The sequence below is a fragment of the Paenibacillus sp. FSL R7-0273 genome, assembly GCF_000758625.1.
Lineage (GTDB): Bacteria > Bacillota > Bacilli > Paenibacillales > Paenibacillaceae > Paenibacillus_AQ.
Genome location: NZ_CP009283.1, coordinates 721,915 through 739,321, shown reverse-complemented (window position 1 = coordinate 739,321; position 17,407 = coordinate 721,915). Strand labels below are relative to the sequence as shown.

At 36.6% G+C, this 17,407-nt stretch carries 9 protein-coding genes; 1 reads left to right on the top strand and 8 read right to left on the bottom strand.

The annotated features are described in order from the left end of the window. Positions 1–13: 13 nt before the first annotated feature. The 8 genes from R70723_RS03205 to R70723_RS03170 all read right to left on the bottom strand — a co-directional run bounded on the left by R70723_RS03205 (position 14) and on the right by R70723_RS03170 (position 16,917). Entirely contained in the window at positions 14–1,786 is a 1,773-nt protein-coding gene (locus R70723_RS03205) for an ATP-binding protein (protein ID WP_039869746.1), read from the bottom strand. Continuing rightward, positions 1,783–7,143: an FtsK/SpoIIIE domain-containing protein gene (locus R70723_RS03200; protein WP_039869745.1), complete on the bottom strand. Its 5,361-nt coding sequence runs from the start codon at positions 7,141–7,143 to the stop codon at positions 1,783–1,785. Before R70723_RS03200 ends, R70723_RS03205 begins: the two co-directional genes overlap by 4 nt. A 2-nt stretch (positions 7,144–7,145) precedes the next feature. Continuing rightward, a complete protein-coding gene (locus R70723_RS03195) occupies positions 7,146–8,678 on the bottom strand; it encodes a methylation-associated defense system protein MAD7 family protein (protein ID WP_039869742.1) in 1,533 nt (510 codons plus the stop codon). Next, entirely contained in the window at positions 8,671–10,509 is a 1,839-nt protein-coding gene (locus R70723_RS03190) for a hypothetical protein (RefSeq protein WP_039869741.1), read from the bottom strand. The genes R70723_RS03195 and R70723_RS03190 overlap by 8 nt, the downstream gene beginning before the upstream one ends. A 211-nt stretch (positions 10,510–10,720) precedes the next feature. Beyond that, entirely contained in the window at positions 10,721–11,599 is an 879-nt protein-coding gene (locus tag R70723_RS03185) for a hypothetical protein (RefSeq protein WP_039869739.1), read from the bottom strand. A gap of 4 nt (positions 11,600–11,603) precedes the next feature. Further along, positions 11,604–15,080 (bottom strand): DUF6079 family protein, encoded by a 3,477-nt coding sequence (locus tag R70723_RS03180; RefSeq protein WP_039869737.1) that lies wholly within the window; start codon positions 15,078–15,080, stop codon positions 11,604–11,606. Between the two features lie 10 nt (positions 15,081–15,090). Beyond that, positions 15,091–15,969 (bottom strand): DUF4007 family protein, encoded by an 879-nt coding sequence (locus tag R70723_RS03175; RefSeq protein ID WP_039869735.1) that lies wholly within the window; start codon positions 15,967–15,969, stop codon positions 15,091–15,093. Between the two features lie 132 nt (positions 15,970–16,101). Continuing rightward, a complete protein-coding gene (locus tag R70723_RS03170) occupies positions 16,102–16,917 on the bottom strand; it encodes a hypothetical protein (protein WP_039869732.1) in 816 nt (271 codons plus the stop codon). Between the two features lie 131 nt (positions 16,918–17,048). Between R70723_RS03170 and R70723_RS03165 the strand changes: the two genes are divergently transcribed. Further along, a complete protein-coding gene (locus R70723_RS03165) occupies positions 17,049–17,399 on the top strand; it encodes a helix-turn-helix domain-containing protein (RefSeq protein ID WP_039869730.1) in 351 nt (116 codons plus the stop codon). Positions 17,400–17,407 lie beyond the last annotated feature (8 nt).

The window sequence follows — 17,407 nt, the reverse complement described above, 5'->3', positions numbered from 1 at the left end:
CTCTATCCTTTTACTAAATAATATCATCTTTGTATAATGGCGGAAGTTTATTTTCCTTCGTCCTAACAAAAGCCGCCAAATATTCCGAAACAATCCTTCTGTACTCTAATATTGTTCCTTCTGTATCTAATCCTGCAAAAACATTGGATGTTCTCGCCTTAACTTCTGCCAAGGCAAAATTATAAAGTAGCAAATCATATATCACTTGTAAATCTGTGTTCATACTATTGTCCTCAAAGACTACTTTTGAAAATCGATGTTTCTTGTTTATTCTTACACAGTGACCTTGATCCGCATCGAAATAAGGCTCCCACAATAAATTATCGTCTACTGAATTAACCCTAAATATTTTCTCAACTTTTGGATTATTTGTCCCTCTTAGTGTTGTATTAATATCTTCATCAGACAGTTCTTCTTCGCTCACCTCTCGTCCCTCATTCTCACTTTTTTCTTCAGCAGCCATTTGTTTTATCTTCTTTTTCATATTATCAGCAAGTGCTTGTCTCTTTTTCTGCTCGTTTTTTTCTTCCTCTTCATTTAAAATTGGTTCAGTAGATAAATCGGGAACCTCATAATCTAATACAAGCTGATTAGATGTTGCACTTGGTTCTGATCCTTCCTTTTGTTTTAGTAACTCATTGGCGTGCTTCCAAGCCTTTTTACTTTTTCGCTTATAATCGTCGCTTAAATCACTAATCGTTTTTTGGGCTTCATCAGACAAGATTATTGATGACTTCTTAACATCGATATTAAATGCATTATCTGCAGAGTCATCAATAATTATCCTTCCTCTAAAAGAATAATAATCCTGATCAAGAGGAATTATTCCAAACCGTTCAGCCCAGGAAATCAATCTTTTATTTCTATAGACATAAAAACCATAATTATTCGCTTCAATTTTATACTTCTGTCTAATCTTTGAATCTTCTGGTTTAAAGGCTGGGGGATACGGTAGTTGAGTCACCTCGATTATTCCATGAACACCAAAATCAGGGTCTAACAACATCGGTTCTTTAGGTTTCTTAATCCACTTAACATTCAAACCATCCCAAATATCTTCATCCAAATTCCCACCATTTGTAGCATCACTTGCTTCCTGTGTAAATAGCACGTCATACGGTTCTATTTTAGTAACAGAAGTCCCATTCAGAATGGATATTTCCAAACCATTTTCTTTTATAAAGTAATAATAAATTACACCTAATTTATACTCTAATTCATCAAATGTCGCTTTAACACTAGGGTGATTTTCAAGTCTAATATCACAAATCCGTATAATTGTCCCATGGTTATCACTTATGTAATTCTCTATTAATTGCATATCTTCATCACTTAGTTTAACTTTTTTTGAAAAGTACTTCCCCTCTGTCTTTATTTCGTTTAAGGAAACAATAAATTTTATAAAATCATGGGTTCCGTCCGATGAAATAACTTCTAAAACATTCCCTTGTGAAAAGGCAGCCGATTTTAATCCTAATCCAAACTTTGACAAGGAATTTGTATCATAATTTGAATCTGGCGACCCTAACTTTAATGCATTCAACACCTCTTGTTCTGACATTCCTCTTCCATCGTCGACGATAATGTATTCTTTAACATTATTTTTTCTAGCGTCACGGCTGGCTGGGTTAATTTTATTAATTTTAATCAGAATTTTTTTGGCACCTGCCCTAACTGAGTTGTCTAGTATATCTCCTAAAGCAGCAGGTGGTGTATAACCAATTCTCCCTAGTCCAAACAATGTTCTATAGGGGTCCCATTCTAAATTATACACTTCTTCTGTCATTCGACATCCACTCCTATTTTACCAGTAATTTTTAATATACTTTCATTTGAAATAAAAGGAACCTGACCAAAAATCAATCCAGTTTCCCCCTGTAATCTTGCTGCTAAATGCCCTCTCCCGAGTAACTTTTCCGCACCTTTTTCCCCAAGAGAAATTTCAGAAGTACCTACACTCTCAACTCGCAATATCAATCGATTCCCCAGATTATCCCTTAATTGAACTGGCAAAACATTAGCATCAGGACGCTGTGCTGCGAAAATTAAATGTATTCCGGCCGCACGTGCCTTGACTCCTAAACGTTGTACAATGGAGGAAACTGCGTTCTTATACTCATCGACAAGCATCCATTCAGCAAACTCGTCGTGAACTAAGAATATAAGTGGTAGCTTATCGTCATCAGAAGCCTTAGCGTTATAATCTTTCAAATTATTCACTCTAATTTCTTTAAACTTCTGGTACCTAGTATTCATTTCAACAACAAGATCTTCAAGTACTTGTGTAGCTTTATTCTGATCGTCAATGATTCCTTCAACAAGGTGAGGTAATTCTGCAAGATGCATATAGTCGACACCATATTTAGGATCAATTAAATAAATGTGCGCTTGATCTTTGCTGTTTGTTATGCAAATATCAAGAATTAAATTTTGTAACAAGACAGATTTACCACTTCCCGTTGCGCCTGCAATGAGAGTATGTGGGGCATGTTGAGCTCCACCTTCAAATTCCCCACCCAAATTTAAGTAAAGCAACTCCCCATCAATTTCTTTAACACCGATAACAAAACTCATGTTCAATCCAGAAGCATTGCTTTGAACCTTCCTTACTTTCCATACATCTGCTAACGATATGCTTTGCCTATTAGGACGAGCTAAGGACACAACAATCTCTCCAGGGTGAGCCATGATATTTATTACATTAAGGGCATGTGTAGTAAGAAGAATTGATCTTCTTTTTTCTATATCATCAACCTTTAATTGATCTGATCCCTTTAATTTTATGACAATAGCATTAGGCGTAAGTCGATGCCCAACTACTTTCGCTTGCAAGTTATAGCTAATTAAAGCCATTCTAAGTTTATTCACTGTCTCACTAACCCAGGATTGATCCTCAATGGTTTCTTCCGTGCTTTGAGCATTCTGTAATATCCATTTTGCCAACTGAGTATTCGCCCAAGGAACTTCACTGCTCATTTCCACGATAGGTCTCTTTGAATCTAGCTCCATCGCTATCGTTTTTTCTTCATTGTTCACGGAAAAAGTTTCTCCTCTATCTCCTTCAACTTCATCTGTCTCAAAGCTAGATTGTATTTGATTGTTAACAGATGTTTCATAGGACTTTACTTCTCCAGTACCAACCCTATTATTACTCGCAGCAACAAAATTGATTCTTGGAGCAGGTAATTTAGCATCACTTAATTCCCAAGGCTTACTTTCGTCAAGCTTCTCCCTAACTTCAACGATCGAACTCCTGTGATGATAAGCCAAGACTAATTCTCTTACAAGATCTCTAGTAAACACTTCTTGATAGGAGTTCTTAGCATTTGTAATGGAGTTTCTTTCACTATCCACAACTGTGTCAGGTACCGTAGATATAAATACATGAGAATAACCTTTGATTTCAATAGTAATTGCCCCTGCTCGAATAACCTCACGCAACTCTTCAACAGTAAAGGGAGAATCAGGAGCTAATTCAATACCGTCATTTAACAGATCACTTATTCTAGAAAGCCATAAGTCACGGTCAAGTCGTCCTGGATTACCAAATAGTGCGTTATCCATTCTTGTGACGGTATCGCGCAACTGCTTTGAAGAATTTTTTTTCGCTTCGGAAACACCTTTGGCATCGACATATTTTGCTTCAGAAACAAATACTTGAAGACTCGGCTTATCTTCAACCATTTTAGGTACAAGCGCTAAAATATCTGCGATCTGTTCTTCTTTTTGTCCAAGCCAACTTGCGTAATCATCAAGGAAAAACCAACCTACAGCCTGTTCTGTTACCATCTCGGATTGAAGGATCATCTTACTTAGTACAACACCAATTAATTCACCCGCAAACACACCTCGTTTTGCAGCACGAAGTACGATATCGCCTGATATTGAATTGGCATCCTCAATAAACCGCTCCGTGAGCTGCACTAATTCCGCTTCAGTTAACCCTAGGCCTAAGGCATTTAATCTTCTTTTTACTAATACATTTAACAGGTTCAATTTAGATTTCGACGATACAACAACGTTTGAGCCATGGGATTTATTGTGCTGGTACTTTATTACCTTCACCCCAAGATTCTTAAGCTGTCTTCGTTCTAATAATTGATCATAATTGACTACCCATTCGCCAAGTTTGTGAGCTTCATCAAAGATGTCCTTCACCTTATCATTCTGGAACGAAATTTGCCTTGCCGGTAAAAAGAATGTTCCTGGTTTAACGTCCTTTCCCTTAACAACTGAATATATTGCTGATAAGTAAGACCATCCAACTGAAGGTTGACTTGGACATGCCAAGTATACCGTAGATTTAAGTTCATCTTTCGCCGTAGATCTTCTTTTCGTCCACCGTGGAGGATAGTGATTAAGTAATTCTGGCATCTGCCTCACCTGAACTTCATCCCACTCAAGATTTGCTTGCCGAGAGATAACATCTTGTAAAAATACGATATCTGCTAACTTCCCCTCTTTTGGGTCTAATGCAGTAGCCTCATGTGCCATTACTCCTACACGGAGACGTGCCATAAAATCACGGGTTACCTCGCTCGCAACAAAGGAGTCAGCATCGCTATCCGTACTCTCTATCATTTTCATATATAACTCGTTTAATTTATTTGTATCACGATGCCTCAAAATTACCTGACAGCGGACTTCATCTTCAACTTCATGCATTGCGGCTAGAGAATTTACAATTGTTTCTGGAAGTCTTGTGGAATCACAATTGTACAAGACTAAGCTTAAATTTGTCTTTTCATGAGGTTGAAGATCCAAGTAACGTTCAACTAGGTTAAGAAGTTTGTGGCTTGCTTCTTTTGGGTCTTCATTCGTCTGCAATTCCTCTTCTGTACGTACTGGGCTTTCCATTAAGGTGTAATCATTCTTAGCATCTGTAATCGATAGAAGCACCGGTTCATGACCTTTATACCCTATTGCAAGTTCAGGATAATATGGGCTTAATATTTCTTCTTTGAGATCCGTAAAGAACAAACTCGGATCGCCAAAGTCAACTTGGTCCGATGTTAGTACATAATTTAGTAAACCAATAACTTGCCGCGCCTTAACCGCCTTTGCCGCCATTCGCATCGGGTGCCATGGAGCTACTATCGTCATTGGCTTATTTTTATCTCCATCCACCCTTATATTCCCGATATCCATAACAGGCTGCACAATATGAATTCGATTCATATCGCCCAAAGCGTGCTCTTGTAATGATCGTAAGAACTTATCGTACATCTCACTTTGTTCAATCATTGAATCAGAACTGATACCATCAATAAGCCAATCATTTATAGACTGTTTATATTTTTTTGAAAATTGAATCCACGATGCATTAAGAGCTTCATAGTCGCTGTGTGTAAGTCTGGTTTCCTCAAGCAACTTTTCCAAGTTATTTAAGATTGTTTTTTGCAAATCAATTGTTTTTGAATATACACCAACTAGGGAACCCCTATCTTGTCCGAACACTGCTTGAATTGTACCGACATCGCTTAATGATAACCCCTGTAGCTTTCCTTTTTTACTAACTGGATTTTGGGATACACTAGAATAAGCGAATGGGTGTTCAGCAAGTCTCCTTAAATCGTGGTGAAGCTCAAGCCCAATCTCTTGAGGGTTACCTTGCCATACTAGTTTCACTTCATTTTTTTGTCTTGATCCCTGTAAATCAAGGTAACTAAGCTCTATGTAGAATACGATTTGAATAGCCGCTTTTGCTGTTGAAATATTCTTTTTATAGCCTTTCTTCTGTTTGGATTCTTTCTGTTTAGCCTCTGACACTAACTCATCGTATTTAAACAAATAATAAGTGTCCCAATTCACTTGCCAATTAGTTAATTTTTCAAGTCCTCTATAAGCGTTGCAAAAGGCCATTCCCACATCTTCATTTAGATCCAACCAAGACTTTTTACTAACCGTCTTCTGAGTACGAATTCTTAAAGTTTTCTCCCCAATAAAGTTATCGCATTGAGCGAAAAGGCGCTCAATTCCCTCTAATAAACCAACTAAAAAATCATTGCATTCAATCGCCTTACCATAAACGAAACGGTCCCACTCCGCCTTTAGCACTTTGTCTGTGTCAAAGTTATGACGGTGCTTATCGTAAAAATCTTTATCTTCCTCTGTAGCTTCCTTCGCTTTTTTCTTCTTAAAAAGCTCGTTTAGATTATCTAGATAAAGATTCTCAACATCCGTTAATGTATCTGGAAACTCATCATCGTATAATTGCAGAGTTTTTTCTGCCAAATTCACTTTCATTGGCTTCAGTTCAAAAAATAGAAGGTTGACTTTATCCATCTCCCATTCTAACTCTGACAGGTTGTCTGCGGCGATGGACCAGCTCACATTCGACTCAATGAACAATTCCATAATTGGCTGAACAGAAGGATCGATTTGGCTTTTCACCTTTTCGTAAGAAGCCTGAATCTCACTGTTCTCGATGATTTGACGATTCGGATGTTGCTTATACAGATAACAAGCTCTTTTGTTATATGCATCTGTAAAAAGTTTCTTCCACCTACTAGAATGACCCAAGGCATTCTCTGGGATTGCGTCAAAATAATAAGAATCACGTGGAATGCGAAGTGCAGGTAGCGCCCAGCCAATCGCCCTAACAACAGGAATGCCATTCTCCGCGATTGTTTCACGTACTTTTACAGTAAATTCACTAAATTCCTCAAGGCTGCACTCATTTGCCTCTTGCAAACCTTTCAACGCTTGCTGCCAGTGCCTTTTTTGCTCATCAGTAAGAGGGAGATCACTACTCGCTACTTGAACCCAAATATCCGGTTGACTTTTTAAATCTCCTGCTCCAACCCTTGTTATATCTCTTAGCGACTGCCCCTGATCATCGTTTGTGTTCGCTAATAAGATAGCTGGCTTATCACAAGAAGCATTTCTCCAATATGTTGTCTTCTCGTCAGTAACCATTTCAGACGGCAAACCGACTCCTTCGACTAACTTTCGAGGGACCTTTATGGCCATAGTCGAAAATAATAGCATATCTCGGCTTATTTCTTTACATATATTGGTTACCTGATCTGCGGTAAGGCGATCTAATAAGAAACGTGCAATCCCCTCTTCGGATTTACTATTTTGTAATTGTCTGCGAAGAAATTCAGTCGCTACCTTCCCTATTAACTCTAGCTGGTTCATGGTTAAACTTCCTCCTGAATCCCAAAGGGATTTTCTACATATGCACATGCATCAGATAGTCTGCGCAGCAACCCCATACTAGCCAATCGTTGCTCAAGTCGTCTTGCATTGTCTGAAAACGCTTCTAAATCCGCTCTCCCCGCCTCCGTCAATTCAAGAGCCTGCTTATCGCCAATTATAAAACCATATTTTTCATACAATTTATCTAAGAAGTCTTGAAATTCCATTCTCTTAGGAACAACGCACAGTACTAAAGATTTCAAAAGCATATCTTGGGGGGCATAACGTAGTCTTCGCGCGCCTCTTCTTGAAGCGAGCCCAATCTCTTTTCCCCAGGTACCGTGGAATTTATCGACGTGTTGCTTGTGTCTATTAATTGCTGCTGATATAAATTTGTTAATTAAATCCTCGGGAGAGTTGGCAGAATCAATCCCATTTTCTTGAGGCCATTCATATTTGAGTGCAAGCAAGGATGTTGCTTCCGAAAGGTCAGTTACCTTTTCCCATTCTTCAGTTTGTTCAACGTTCCTAATATAAGCTTCAACCGCTCTTCGCGACATATTATTGTGTTCTGTGAATGAATCAGAAGATAGCTCCCTAACAATTGTTTTCTTTGGTGATACGATTTCTAACACAAATGTTAATTTCGTATCATCTTCTAAAACATCCTTTGCCCTATTCAAACTATATATAATCATATGCAGTCCCATTATATTAACTAGGTGAGGAATTACGTCGTATTTCGGAATATTACTCTCCAATAAACTTAACCAATCGCCTGCAAGTTCTTGGTATTCAGGCAGTTCCAAATACGGCAAATAAACCCCTAGTCTGGCAGTGGAGGAATTCATCGAATCTTTAGGTTCCAATGAAGCAACTAGCCGGTTAAATTTATTCTTTTTGTTTAAAACACTTTCTTGAAAATTTACAAGTAATTGAGGCCCCCTCCCGCTCCTCACCAACATTAAATACAACATTTCACCTGTCCTACCAAAAAATCTTCGGTCATTTGTAGGAGATTTATTTTCTTTTACATTTAGATCTTCATACAAACAGTTTGGACCATATGGGAATATAAATTGAGAACTCCACCGCTTGTTATTTTCCCCTTCGATCGTCGTTTCTCTCAAAAATTGAACTACTGAAACGAAATGCTCAAACTTAGGAAATCGCTTTTCCAAATATGCGAAGTCAGCATTATCGATTCCTGATTGCCCCTTAATAATTGCCTCTTGCCACTTTGACCACGCCTCTTTATCATCATTACTATAGGTACGTGCTATTACCGGAAGTTGAGGATTATTAAATAGAATATTACGCAGATGCAGTCTTGATTTAGGTACGTAAGCTAAATTGTTTGGTATATCTTCAAGAAATGCCCTTCCTTCATCAAGTTCAGCTTGAAGAACGTTTAAAAACTCCATAAAACAAAGCCACGGGGTTTGCTCATTATATAATCGGTGGCCCCAAATCGCCTCATCAACCCACATATCCGAGGGAATCTTTATTGGGCGCGGAAGTCTTTCATTATTCATCGAAGTTAACCTCCACGATTCTGTCGTCAATTAGGCCGTCTGGATTTAATCGAATGATCCTAAAGGACAAATCACTGTCATTTTCCGATTCTTCTTCATCTATTGTACGGCGCTCCTCTAGTCTTTTAAGAAGCTTACTTTTAAAACCTAGGATATCTTCATAACATTCTCTGGAAAAACTTCCCGGTAACGCACCCTCAGCAACCCGAGAAAGAAACTCATAGCGAACCAATTGAAGCGGTAGGTCAACCGTAGCAACAGAAGCTGATAACTTCACTTCTATTACGAGCTTACCATTTGCATTCATTCGAATCTGCATGCTTTCTCCGCGTTTTTTTGGTACCGAAATACTTTCTTCAAAAATTCTACTCACTTTTGCTTGAGAATGACTTCCAGACGTGGCTAAAATCAATTCATCATTGTTCTTTGCTAATAAACCTGTAAAGATTCGATTTAACCCTTGTGAAATCCTAGAAGTTATTTGCGTAGCTACTTTACCTTCTCTAGCTACTCTGTAAACATGAGACAAAAATTCCCCAGCGTATTGGAACGTTGTAAGATGCCAAAGTTTAAGATCATTCTCTTTTTCTCTAGGAATTACAAAAAACAATCGTTGTCTTTGAGATCGAAGAGACTCTAAAAATTTTTCGCCGTTATCTGATACACCTTCTAAGTATTCTTTTTGATTAGCTCGGAAAGTCTGGTCGGCACCGTAGTATGTATCGTTTAGTACAAGATCCTTGTAGTACGGTCGAAGTTCTGGATCGTCCTCACCAAAAACTAAAATGTTATCAATTGTATTACTTGTCTCGTAACCAATACCAAACTTTCCAAGTGCAGCAAATACATCAGTAGATTCGCGACGTCTTTCTGTGAGATTCTCGCCCAAAATATTTCGGTAAATACTCGCAAGTGATGTTTTATTTTCTTCAACTATTTTGGCCGCATCAGAACACGACATAAGTCGATCCTTAGCCTCCGGATGACCAAGAAGCATATTTGACAATAAGAGGAGTAATTGCCTTATAGGAAGGTGCAAACCGTTTAACTCACATAATTCCAAAAGATCAGTAACACGCGATTGAATCAGCTGTTCGTCTCTAATCCCCTCGAGACGATTACGATTCTCCAATATAGGACATGTTTTGCCCGTTTGTTCATTTTCCCGCAAAGTACATTGGTTACAATCATTCCATCCAGGATGTTGCAGTACAGCATCCACAATTTGAGGAAAGAGTTTCGCCGCGCTTATTTGGCTTAGATTATACATCCTTAGATTAAATCCGATTTTTTCCTTTATTTCATTAACTAATAAATCCTCTACACACTGTTTTACTAATTCAGTTTGTGTGTTGTTGTCAAGATGTTTCCAGGCTTCAATCAGTTGTCCATCATTTGCAGCAATTAAAAAAACATTACTATCAATTTTATTAAGGACCGAGTTAACAAACTGATTTAAGATTCCTCTTTCCTCATCTTTTAGCTCACTTAAATCCTTAATAACATAAAGTTTCTTAGAATTTGGCAGCTCTAACACCTTTACCTTATCGTCATTTTGCCAAACTTGTAGCGAACCGTTTAAGGCTAACCAAACTTCTCTGCAGTTGTACGTCTTCCCATCCCCAGCTGTTCCGGTGAGTATTATAGACTTCGGATTGGGACAACTATAATTTTCAATAAGCTCATTTAAATAGACAGAATCAATGATGATTGGCTTAATATTTTTCCGCTTTATAATTCTGTGAATTGCTTCATCATACATGTTATCATTACGTGGAATTGGGCCATACTGCCGAAGAAACCCTATCCAATCCGAATGACTAATAGTCATTATGCACTACCACCTTATTTAGTCACATAGTCTTATATTTATTTTCGACAAATTACATTGTTTCCCTTCAATTTCACAACAAAATTATCCATATTTTATATATCGGTATGATAATTCCTAAATTCACATCTAAATCTTCTAATATTAAAAGAAAATACCCAAATAAAAAGAAGCCTCCCTTAGTGAAGGCTTCTTCTAAATTTATGAGAATTCAAGAGAACGAACATACACATGGGATATCCGCATCCGCTTTAAATAGGAACTTTTCAAACCCTTCCGCTTCCATAACTTCACGGAACTCTTTCATAGTATAGGAACCACCATTCTTTTTAAGAATTGATACATTCTTCTTAAAACTGGCTCTAAAACGCTCCTCCATCTCTTCTTGTTCTCGGTATCTTTCTGGCCAGATAGCATATAGAAGCGCATAATGCTGGAATCCACCGCGTACGCATCTGCCTGCACAGTTTGCATGGGAGAACCCCTTTATCCCATATTTCAGTGCTAATTTTGCATTTTCATTATTTTCTTTCTCCGCTAATTGTTCTACAATATTATACATTCGAGGCAACTCAATCCCCCATTCGTCTCGAATGATTCCTTTTGCATCAAGATCCTCTCTGAATAAATCAATTAGCGGAAAACGCGTTTCTATAGGATCTAATGGAAAATGTTCATAAAACTCCTTAAGGTTAACTGCACGGTGACTCTCATGGGGACCAATTCCAAAATAAAGGATTGGCTCTAGGTTCTTTTGATTCCTTAGTTCATCTTCTAAGAAAAGTATAGTTTGCCTTACTTTTAGTTCCTCTGAACATTTTGCCAAACGGGCATTACCAAGAAAACGTTCATCATAAAATACTTCTTCCGGCGTTCTTCCGTCAATTCTCTCTGTGATTTCTAAGCCTATATGGTTTGATATTTCCTCCATAAACCGATAATTATCATCATCTTCCCACAGAGTATTTGTGAAAAATAAAATGCAATTTTCTTTGCCATACGTTTGTACCATATGGTTTGCGACAAATGCACTCCCAGCTCCGCCGCTAAACATCGCAACATGTACAATCTTTTTTTCTTGGGTGTCCATAGTATCACTCCGATTTTATTACGTAATTTTCAAACAGTTGATAAATAAGGTATTCAAGTTCTTGCCGTGGCACATTTTTCCCAGCGTTATTTACCATTCTTTCTAAATTTGAGTATACAGTTACTGATTTAACAGACAGATCCACCTTGTTTATTAACTTCCTATGATTATTTATTTGAATTGCGACCATATTCAAATTGTTTTTTTCGATTTCGCGCTCAGTCAAGGTCAGTTCTTCTAAATCGTGACTCAGTTGTATAAAGAATAAGTCGTAAGTGGTATCCGACCAATCTTCTACTTTTACTCCAACGTATCCCTCAGAAAAATGTTCTATCCAAGTTTCTTCCTCTTCATTGGAAAGAGCGGTGAAGATTTTACTCGGAAGCTTATTAATTGAATACGCTCCTTCAGCACGCTGGATTTCAACCCAGTCTTCTAAGCCTTCAAAGTTACCAACTCCCACAATTTGCAATGTTTTATTAGCTAGCTTCTTCTTTAGTAATATAGTGAAGTTCTCCGCATAATGTTTAATAGCTAGCAACCCATCTGGGTTGTGTTGGTATTGGCGTAATAGCTGTGCAATCGACTGTTGAGGATCCACTTCAGACCTTTTTATAAGATCTCTGAATTCCATAAATTTTTCATCCACATTAACTGAGGTTTGCGTAATCCTAGGAAGAGACCTAAACCATTTCAATAGAGTCCCGCAAATAAATATTAGTCTAGATTGGTTATTTAATCGAGTTTCTAGTGAATTAACAAAATAGACCTCAATAACATTGAAAAATTCAACATAAGAATCATTTATGTGTTCATAAACGTACTGGTAGTTCTCTGCACCTGTCTCCACTATAATTTCGAATAATTTGGCACCATTAATACCTGGGACAAACATATCATTGCGATATAACATAAACTCATTCCAACGATCCCTAATTAAGGACACAAAAAGAATCGGAATCAACGGTTTTCTAATACCAAAGGGCGGAGCTATAAACAGCCTAATTATATCTTTAAAATTACCCGATGGATTATTTTCCAATAGTTCAATTAACTTTGACCTAAGCGCGAAAAATGATCCATTCGTTATATTTAAATAGTCCAAATTATTAACATTCACATCAAACCTGTCATTATTTTTAAAAATGGCAGCAAATAAAGCATAATCAGGTCCGTTCCCTGTGACTCCAAAGTGTGGACTGCGTGGATCCTCGATTATTTTATCAATTAACTGAGTTGCTGCATTTCTCTGAACTCCCGAAACCACATTCCTATTAAAGCTGTCATTCAAAATTACAGGTGTACAATTGTAAAACTCGTAACATTTATCTGAGAGTATTTCAGCCAGCTCAAATTCAGATGTAATAGTTACCTTCTTTCCAGAGATATACCAATTCTTTTCTTCGTTGAAAGAAGCTATATTTGATAAATATAGAGAGAGTCTATATTTTGTCTCATTAATAAGTACCTCTAACTCTTCTTTAATACCTTTATCTTCAGAGAGTAAAGTCTTGTTTTTTCTTAATAAATCCAATCCTATATAATTGTAAATCTCAGGAAAGATCTCTGATACAGGTTTAGGATGTAGGAAGAATAACTCTTTATTCGATCCTATGCTTAAATCTTGTAGGATAAAGTCTAATGATTCATACATTTCTTGGTCATTTGCTAATACATAATACATGAGTAGATCATGCGTCTGATTCCCTATATTCCAATTTCCTTCAATAATATCTCGTCCGTATACAATTCTTACTGCAGAGAAACGCATCATTCCCTTATCGTCGTTGTATCGTTCTGGGAAGTAAAACTTTTTCACCAGGTTGGTATGAAGCACTTCTATTTCTTTTTCTGAATCTATTTTTAACAATTGCTTCTCATGATCTAACTTTTCTTGTAGATCAACCGAGTTACCTGCAAATAATTCCCAATAATCATTCACTCGGTTAAATCGGATGACCTTATGTTTGCTTAATTCTTCTAGAATCTCTAACAGCTCACCTTTACTAACTTGCGTTGCAAATTCTAAGAATTCTGTATTTAATTTTTGCTCATTTTGTACTGCGCACAAATTCCAAAGGGTAATAATCTTAACTAATTTCATTGCCGACTTCTTGTTTAAAAACCCCTCCGGTAGGCGAGCCACTGCTTTTTTATAGAGAAGAATATGTTCAGAAAAATCATCATTTCCAATATCGTAAGAGTCCGGAAAGAAAAAATCAAACAACTGATGAGCTAAATAATAATCATTAGTTTTATTAATATGGTTTAGTAAGCCACCAGTCTCTTGGCTTTCCAGGAAGGTAAACAGTGTTCTCTCATTCTGTCCGAATACTCGAGTCAGGTTTGGTAGTAAAAATATTGCTACAGGATGAAGTGGGAACATTCCTCGAACGACCAGTTCATCTCGCTCTGTTTGATTAATACTTGGAAAAAGAGGATACTTTCTCAACATCCCCTTTGTACTATTGAACTCTACAGAACTTATAAACGGCTTTTTATCGATATTTTCTGTTAGTATGATTTCAGCGATCCGCAAAAAAGTAATTTGGTCACTTTTTACCAAATATTGATTAAATCTCTTCTCAATACGTTGAAATTCTTTTGCTACATCATCGTTATTTGAACTGAAGTAATAGCGTAGACTTTTGTGAGTGATTAGTAACAAGTGTATGGAACTCATTCTGTTAGCCAATTCAGCAAGATCTTGAATATCTTGCATTGCTTCATTAAATTTAGCAGGGTTCAATCCTTGTAAAAATCTTGCGAATTCATCATAAATGATAAATACACCCAGATTATTATCTTTAAGAATATTTGCTAAATACTCCATCTGTGATAGAAAGCTATAGTCATAATCAATATCAAAAGTAGCTCCAGCAGTAAGAAATGGATAGATCGTTGAAAAATATTTCATTTCTACTTCACTTTGTTTTTTTATCTCTTCAATCCAATTATCCGAATTTCTTCCATCTTTCTCCAATTGAACACAAAATTTTTGATAAGTGTCAGGAAATTCTCGATTCCACGTCATTACTGACTTAATAATTTTTGTGGACAATCCCGGCAGTACAACGTCAATCCCTTTTTCTTTAAGTTTTTTCAAAATCCCCGATAAAATAGAGTGTCTAAATCTTCCTTCATTACCACTCAATAAGATTGGCAAATAAGTTGTTGACAATTTACTAATATCTTTTATTTTCGAAGCAATTTGATCATCAACTTGTTCGAACTTTCCAGCTAATGAATCAATTTCATAAGCACTAGCCATTTTCGAAACGATACTTCCAACTACATTAGCTAACAGAGACTTTCCCGTACCATATGGACCAACAATAATGTGAGCACTATTAGTATCAGTAGTAAAACCATTAATTATCCCTTTCATTGCCTCAGCATGAGACGGCGTCGGGATGTAACGGGTTATTAACTCAGCATTCCCTAGGTCGAATTTTATGTTAATACTAGACTTAAAAGCCATTTCTAATAGGTCATCCTTTCAAGAGTTCACTCTTAATATATTCAACTGACGTTATCATTGGTAGTCTAATGTAATCTAAATTATTTGTTCTAACATACTCAATAGGGTACTTTTCATGGTTAGTAAGAATATTTAATGCTTCTACTACTTTATTTCGAGATAGATTAAATATCTTCCCCCACAAGTTATCACCCTTTACGATCTCATCTACACTAATAAGCCTATCTTCTGGAATAGCATCAGAGTTAAGAAGGATGTAATAAAGCGGTACTATTTCAATTACATTAAGTTCAGGGGTGATTTTCTTGATTGTGTCGAAACCCTCACCTGAGCGTTCGCTCTTCATTAAGGTTAATTTTGAAAACGGGGAAAACATACCATCCTCTGGGTCATTTTCATCCGGTGTTTTTGTGTAAAATTGAATTAAGCAATCTATGTCTCGTTTTAAAGAATTCTCTGATATTTCCTTCACTTCATTTTGACTAACCCAAGTTATAAAGGAACTCAGTAAATCTGGCTTACTGACAGATGTTTCTCTATATCGATTAAAATACCAATCAAAAACTGTAGAGTAGTCATTTGTATTTCTCACTAAGTGATAGTGGAGTATAGCCAATGATTCATTTTTTTGCAAAAGCCGATCATGTTGAAACAAAATCTCACCTAGCTCTGTAAGAGAGTGTATTCGTTGACCTTCAACTATCGTTTCTTCAAGAACGTCAAAGGCAAATAACCAATACTTCAAAGATTCAAGCATATTCTTCCCTAATCCAACTGTCTCAAATGCATAATCATTAAAGAAAAATCTATTGTTTTGTTTTACTGCCTTTAGTCCTTTACTGAACCATTTATCTCTTATATAAAAACTTTGATGTCTAGCGTAAGCCATATTATGTAGCTCTTCCTTTCTACAATAATTACTCCTGGAGAACTATCTCCAGGAGTAATTATACACTATTGTATTGAAGTTGGACAGAACCTTAAAGAACTTATGTTCTGTATTCTTTGAAATCATTTACTTTCATAAATCATTAAAGCAACCACATCCACCAATGTCATTCAAATCTATTGTTTTCAGATTGTTATTCATTTCATCTTTTTGTATTTTCTCTCTGAATTCTCTTAGGCTTAAATAACTTATCTCTTTATCTATTGATTTTCTAATGAAAGGAACTCTTTTACCAATAACTAAAAATAGCTCTTCTTGTTTTGCTTCATGATAAGCATATCGTTCTGGCATTTGATTCAGCAGATTGAAAAAATGTCCCTGACCTCCCTTTACACAGAATCCTCCACAATTATTATGAGAAAACCCCATATCATATAAACGTGGTCTTCTAACCCCATATCTTTCTACCCAATCGCACATATCGCCTTTGGATAAGTAAGGTTCGTCTATCAGTGGGAACTCTACATTATATGGTTTCCAATAATCTACGCACTTTTTTGCACGGTGTTCTTCAGTCCAATCAATTCCAAGGTATAATGTAATTTCATCAGGAGAAAACCTCTTTTCAATCCAACTTCTTGCAGCCTCTCTCTTTAAAATTCTGCTACATGGATCATGTCTTGTATTTCCCATATATCTTGCTTCTTCAAAAACTTGCCATATATGTTTCCCCACAGATATCCATTCCAATTCTCCACCGATATAACCCCAGCTTTCACTCAAAAACCGATATAGATCTTGATCCTCCCCACGATGAGGATGTTGATCATTCTTCTTTTTAGTATCAGTAAATAAATTGATAATATCTTCACTACCGTATTTTTGCATTACACGCATTCCAGCGGCCCAACTTCCGATCCCTCCAGACAAGAAAACTATCCTTTTCAATTCAAAACCTCCCACCAAGAATGAGTTAACTAATAGTTAACATTGATTATAAGTTATCTATTAGTTAACATCAATACTTTCTTGTTAACCTTTCGTTAACTTTAGAGTAAAATATTTTTGAGGTGGGTGATATGCTAATATCCGAAAGAATAAAAACATTAAGGGTTCAAAATGGCCTTACACAGTCACAGCTTGGTGATGCTATCGGAGTTACAAAAGTATCAGTATCTGGTTATGAATCAGGAAAGAGAGTCCCAGATCTAAACACTCTAGTACGAATTGCTGACATTTTTGAGGTGACTGTGGATTTTCTACTTGGAAGGGAGGAGAAAGTAAATCTAGATGATTTACTAAAAGAGGAGCGTCCACCTTATATTTTCTTTGGACAAAATAAACTAGATGAATTAACAACGGAAGAGGCGCATAGACTACAGGAAGAATTAGAAATGTATCGTTTATACCAAATAAAGCGCAAAAAATAAAGCTATGT

Coding starts and splice junctions, on each gene's coding strand:
- R70723_RS03205 (WP_039869746.1), bottom strand. CDS start 1,786: ATGACAGAAGAAGTGTATAATTTAGAATGGGACCCCTATAGAACATTG.
- R70723_RS03195 (WP_039869742.1), bottom strand. CDS start 8,678: ATGAATAATGAAAGACTTCCGCGCCCAATAAAGATTCCCTCGGATATG.
- R70723_RS03180 (WP_039869737.1), bottom strand. CDS start 15,080: ATGGCTTTTAAGTCTAGTATTAACATAAAATTCGACCTAGGGAATGCT.
- R70723_RS03165 (WP_039869730.1), top strand. CDS start 17,049: ATGCTAATATCCGAAAGAATAAAAACATTAAGGGTTCAAAATGGCCTT.
- R70723_RS03175 (WP_039869735.1), bottom strand. CDS start 15,969: ATGGCTTACGCTAGACATCAAAGTTTTTATATAAGAGATAAATGGTTC.
- R70723_RS03185 (WP_039869739.1), bottom strand. CDS start 11,599: ATGGACACCCAAGAAAAAAAGATTGTACATGTTGCGATGTTTAGCGGC.
- R70723_RS03200 (WP_039869745.1), bottom strand. CDS start 7,143: ATGAACCAGCTAGAGTTAATAGGGAAGGTAGCGACTGAATTTCTTCGC.
- R70723_RS03190 (WP_039869741.1), bottom strand. CDS start 10,509: ATGACTATTAGTCATTCGGATTGGATAGGGTTTCTTCGGCAGTATGGC.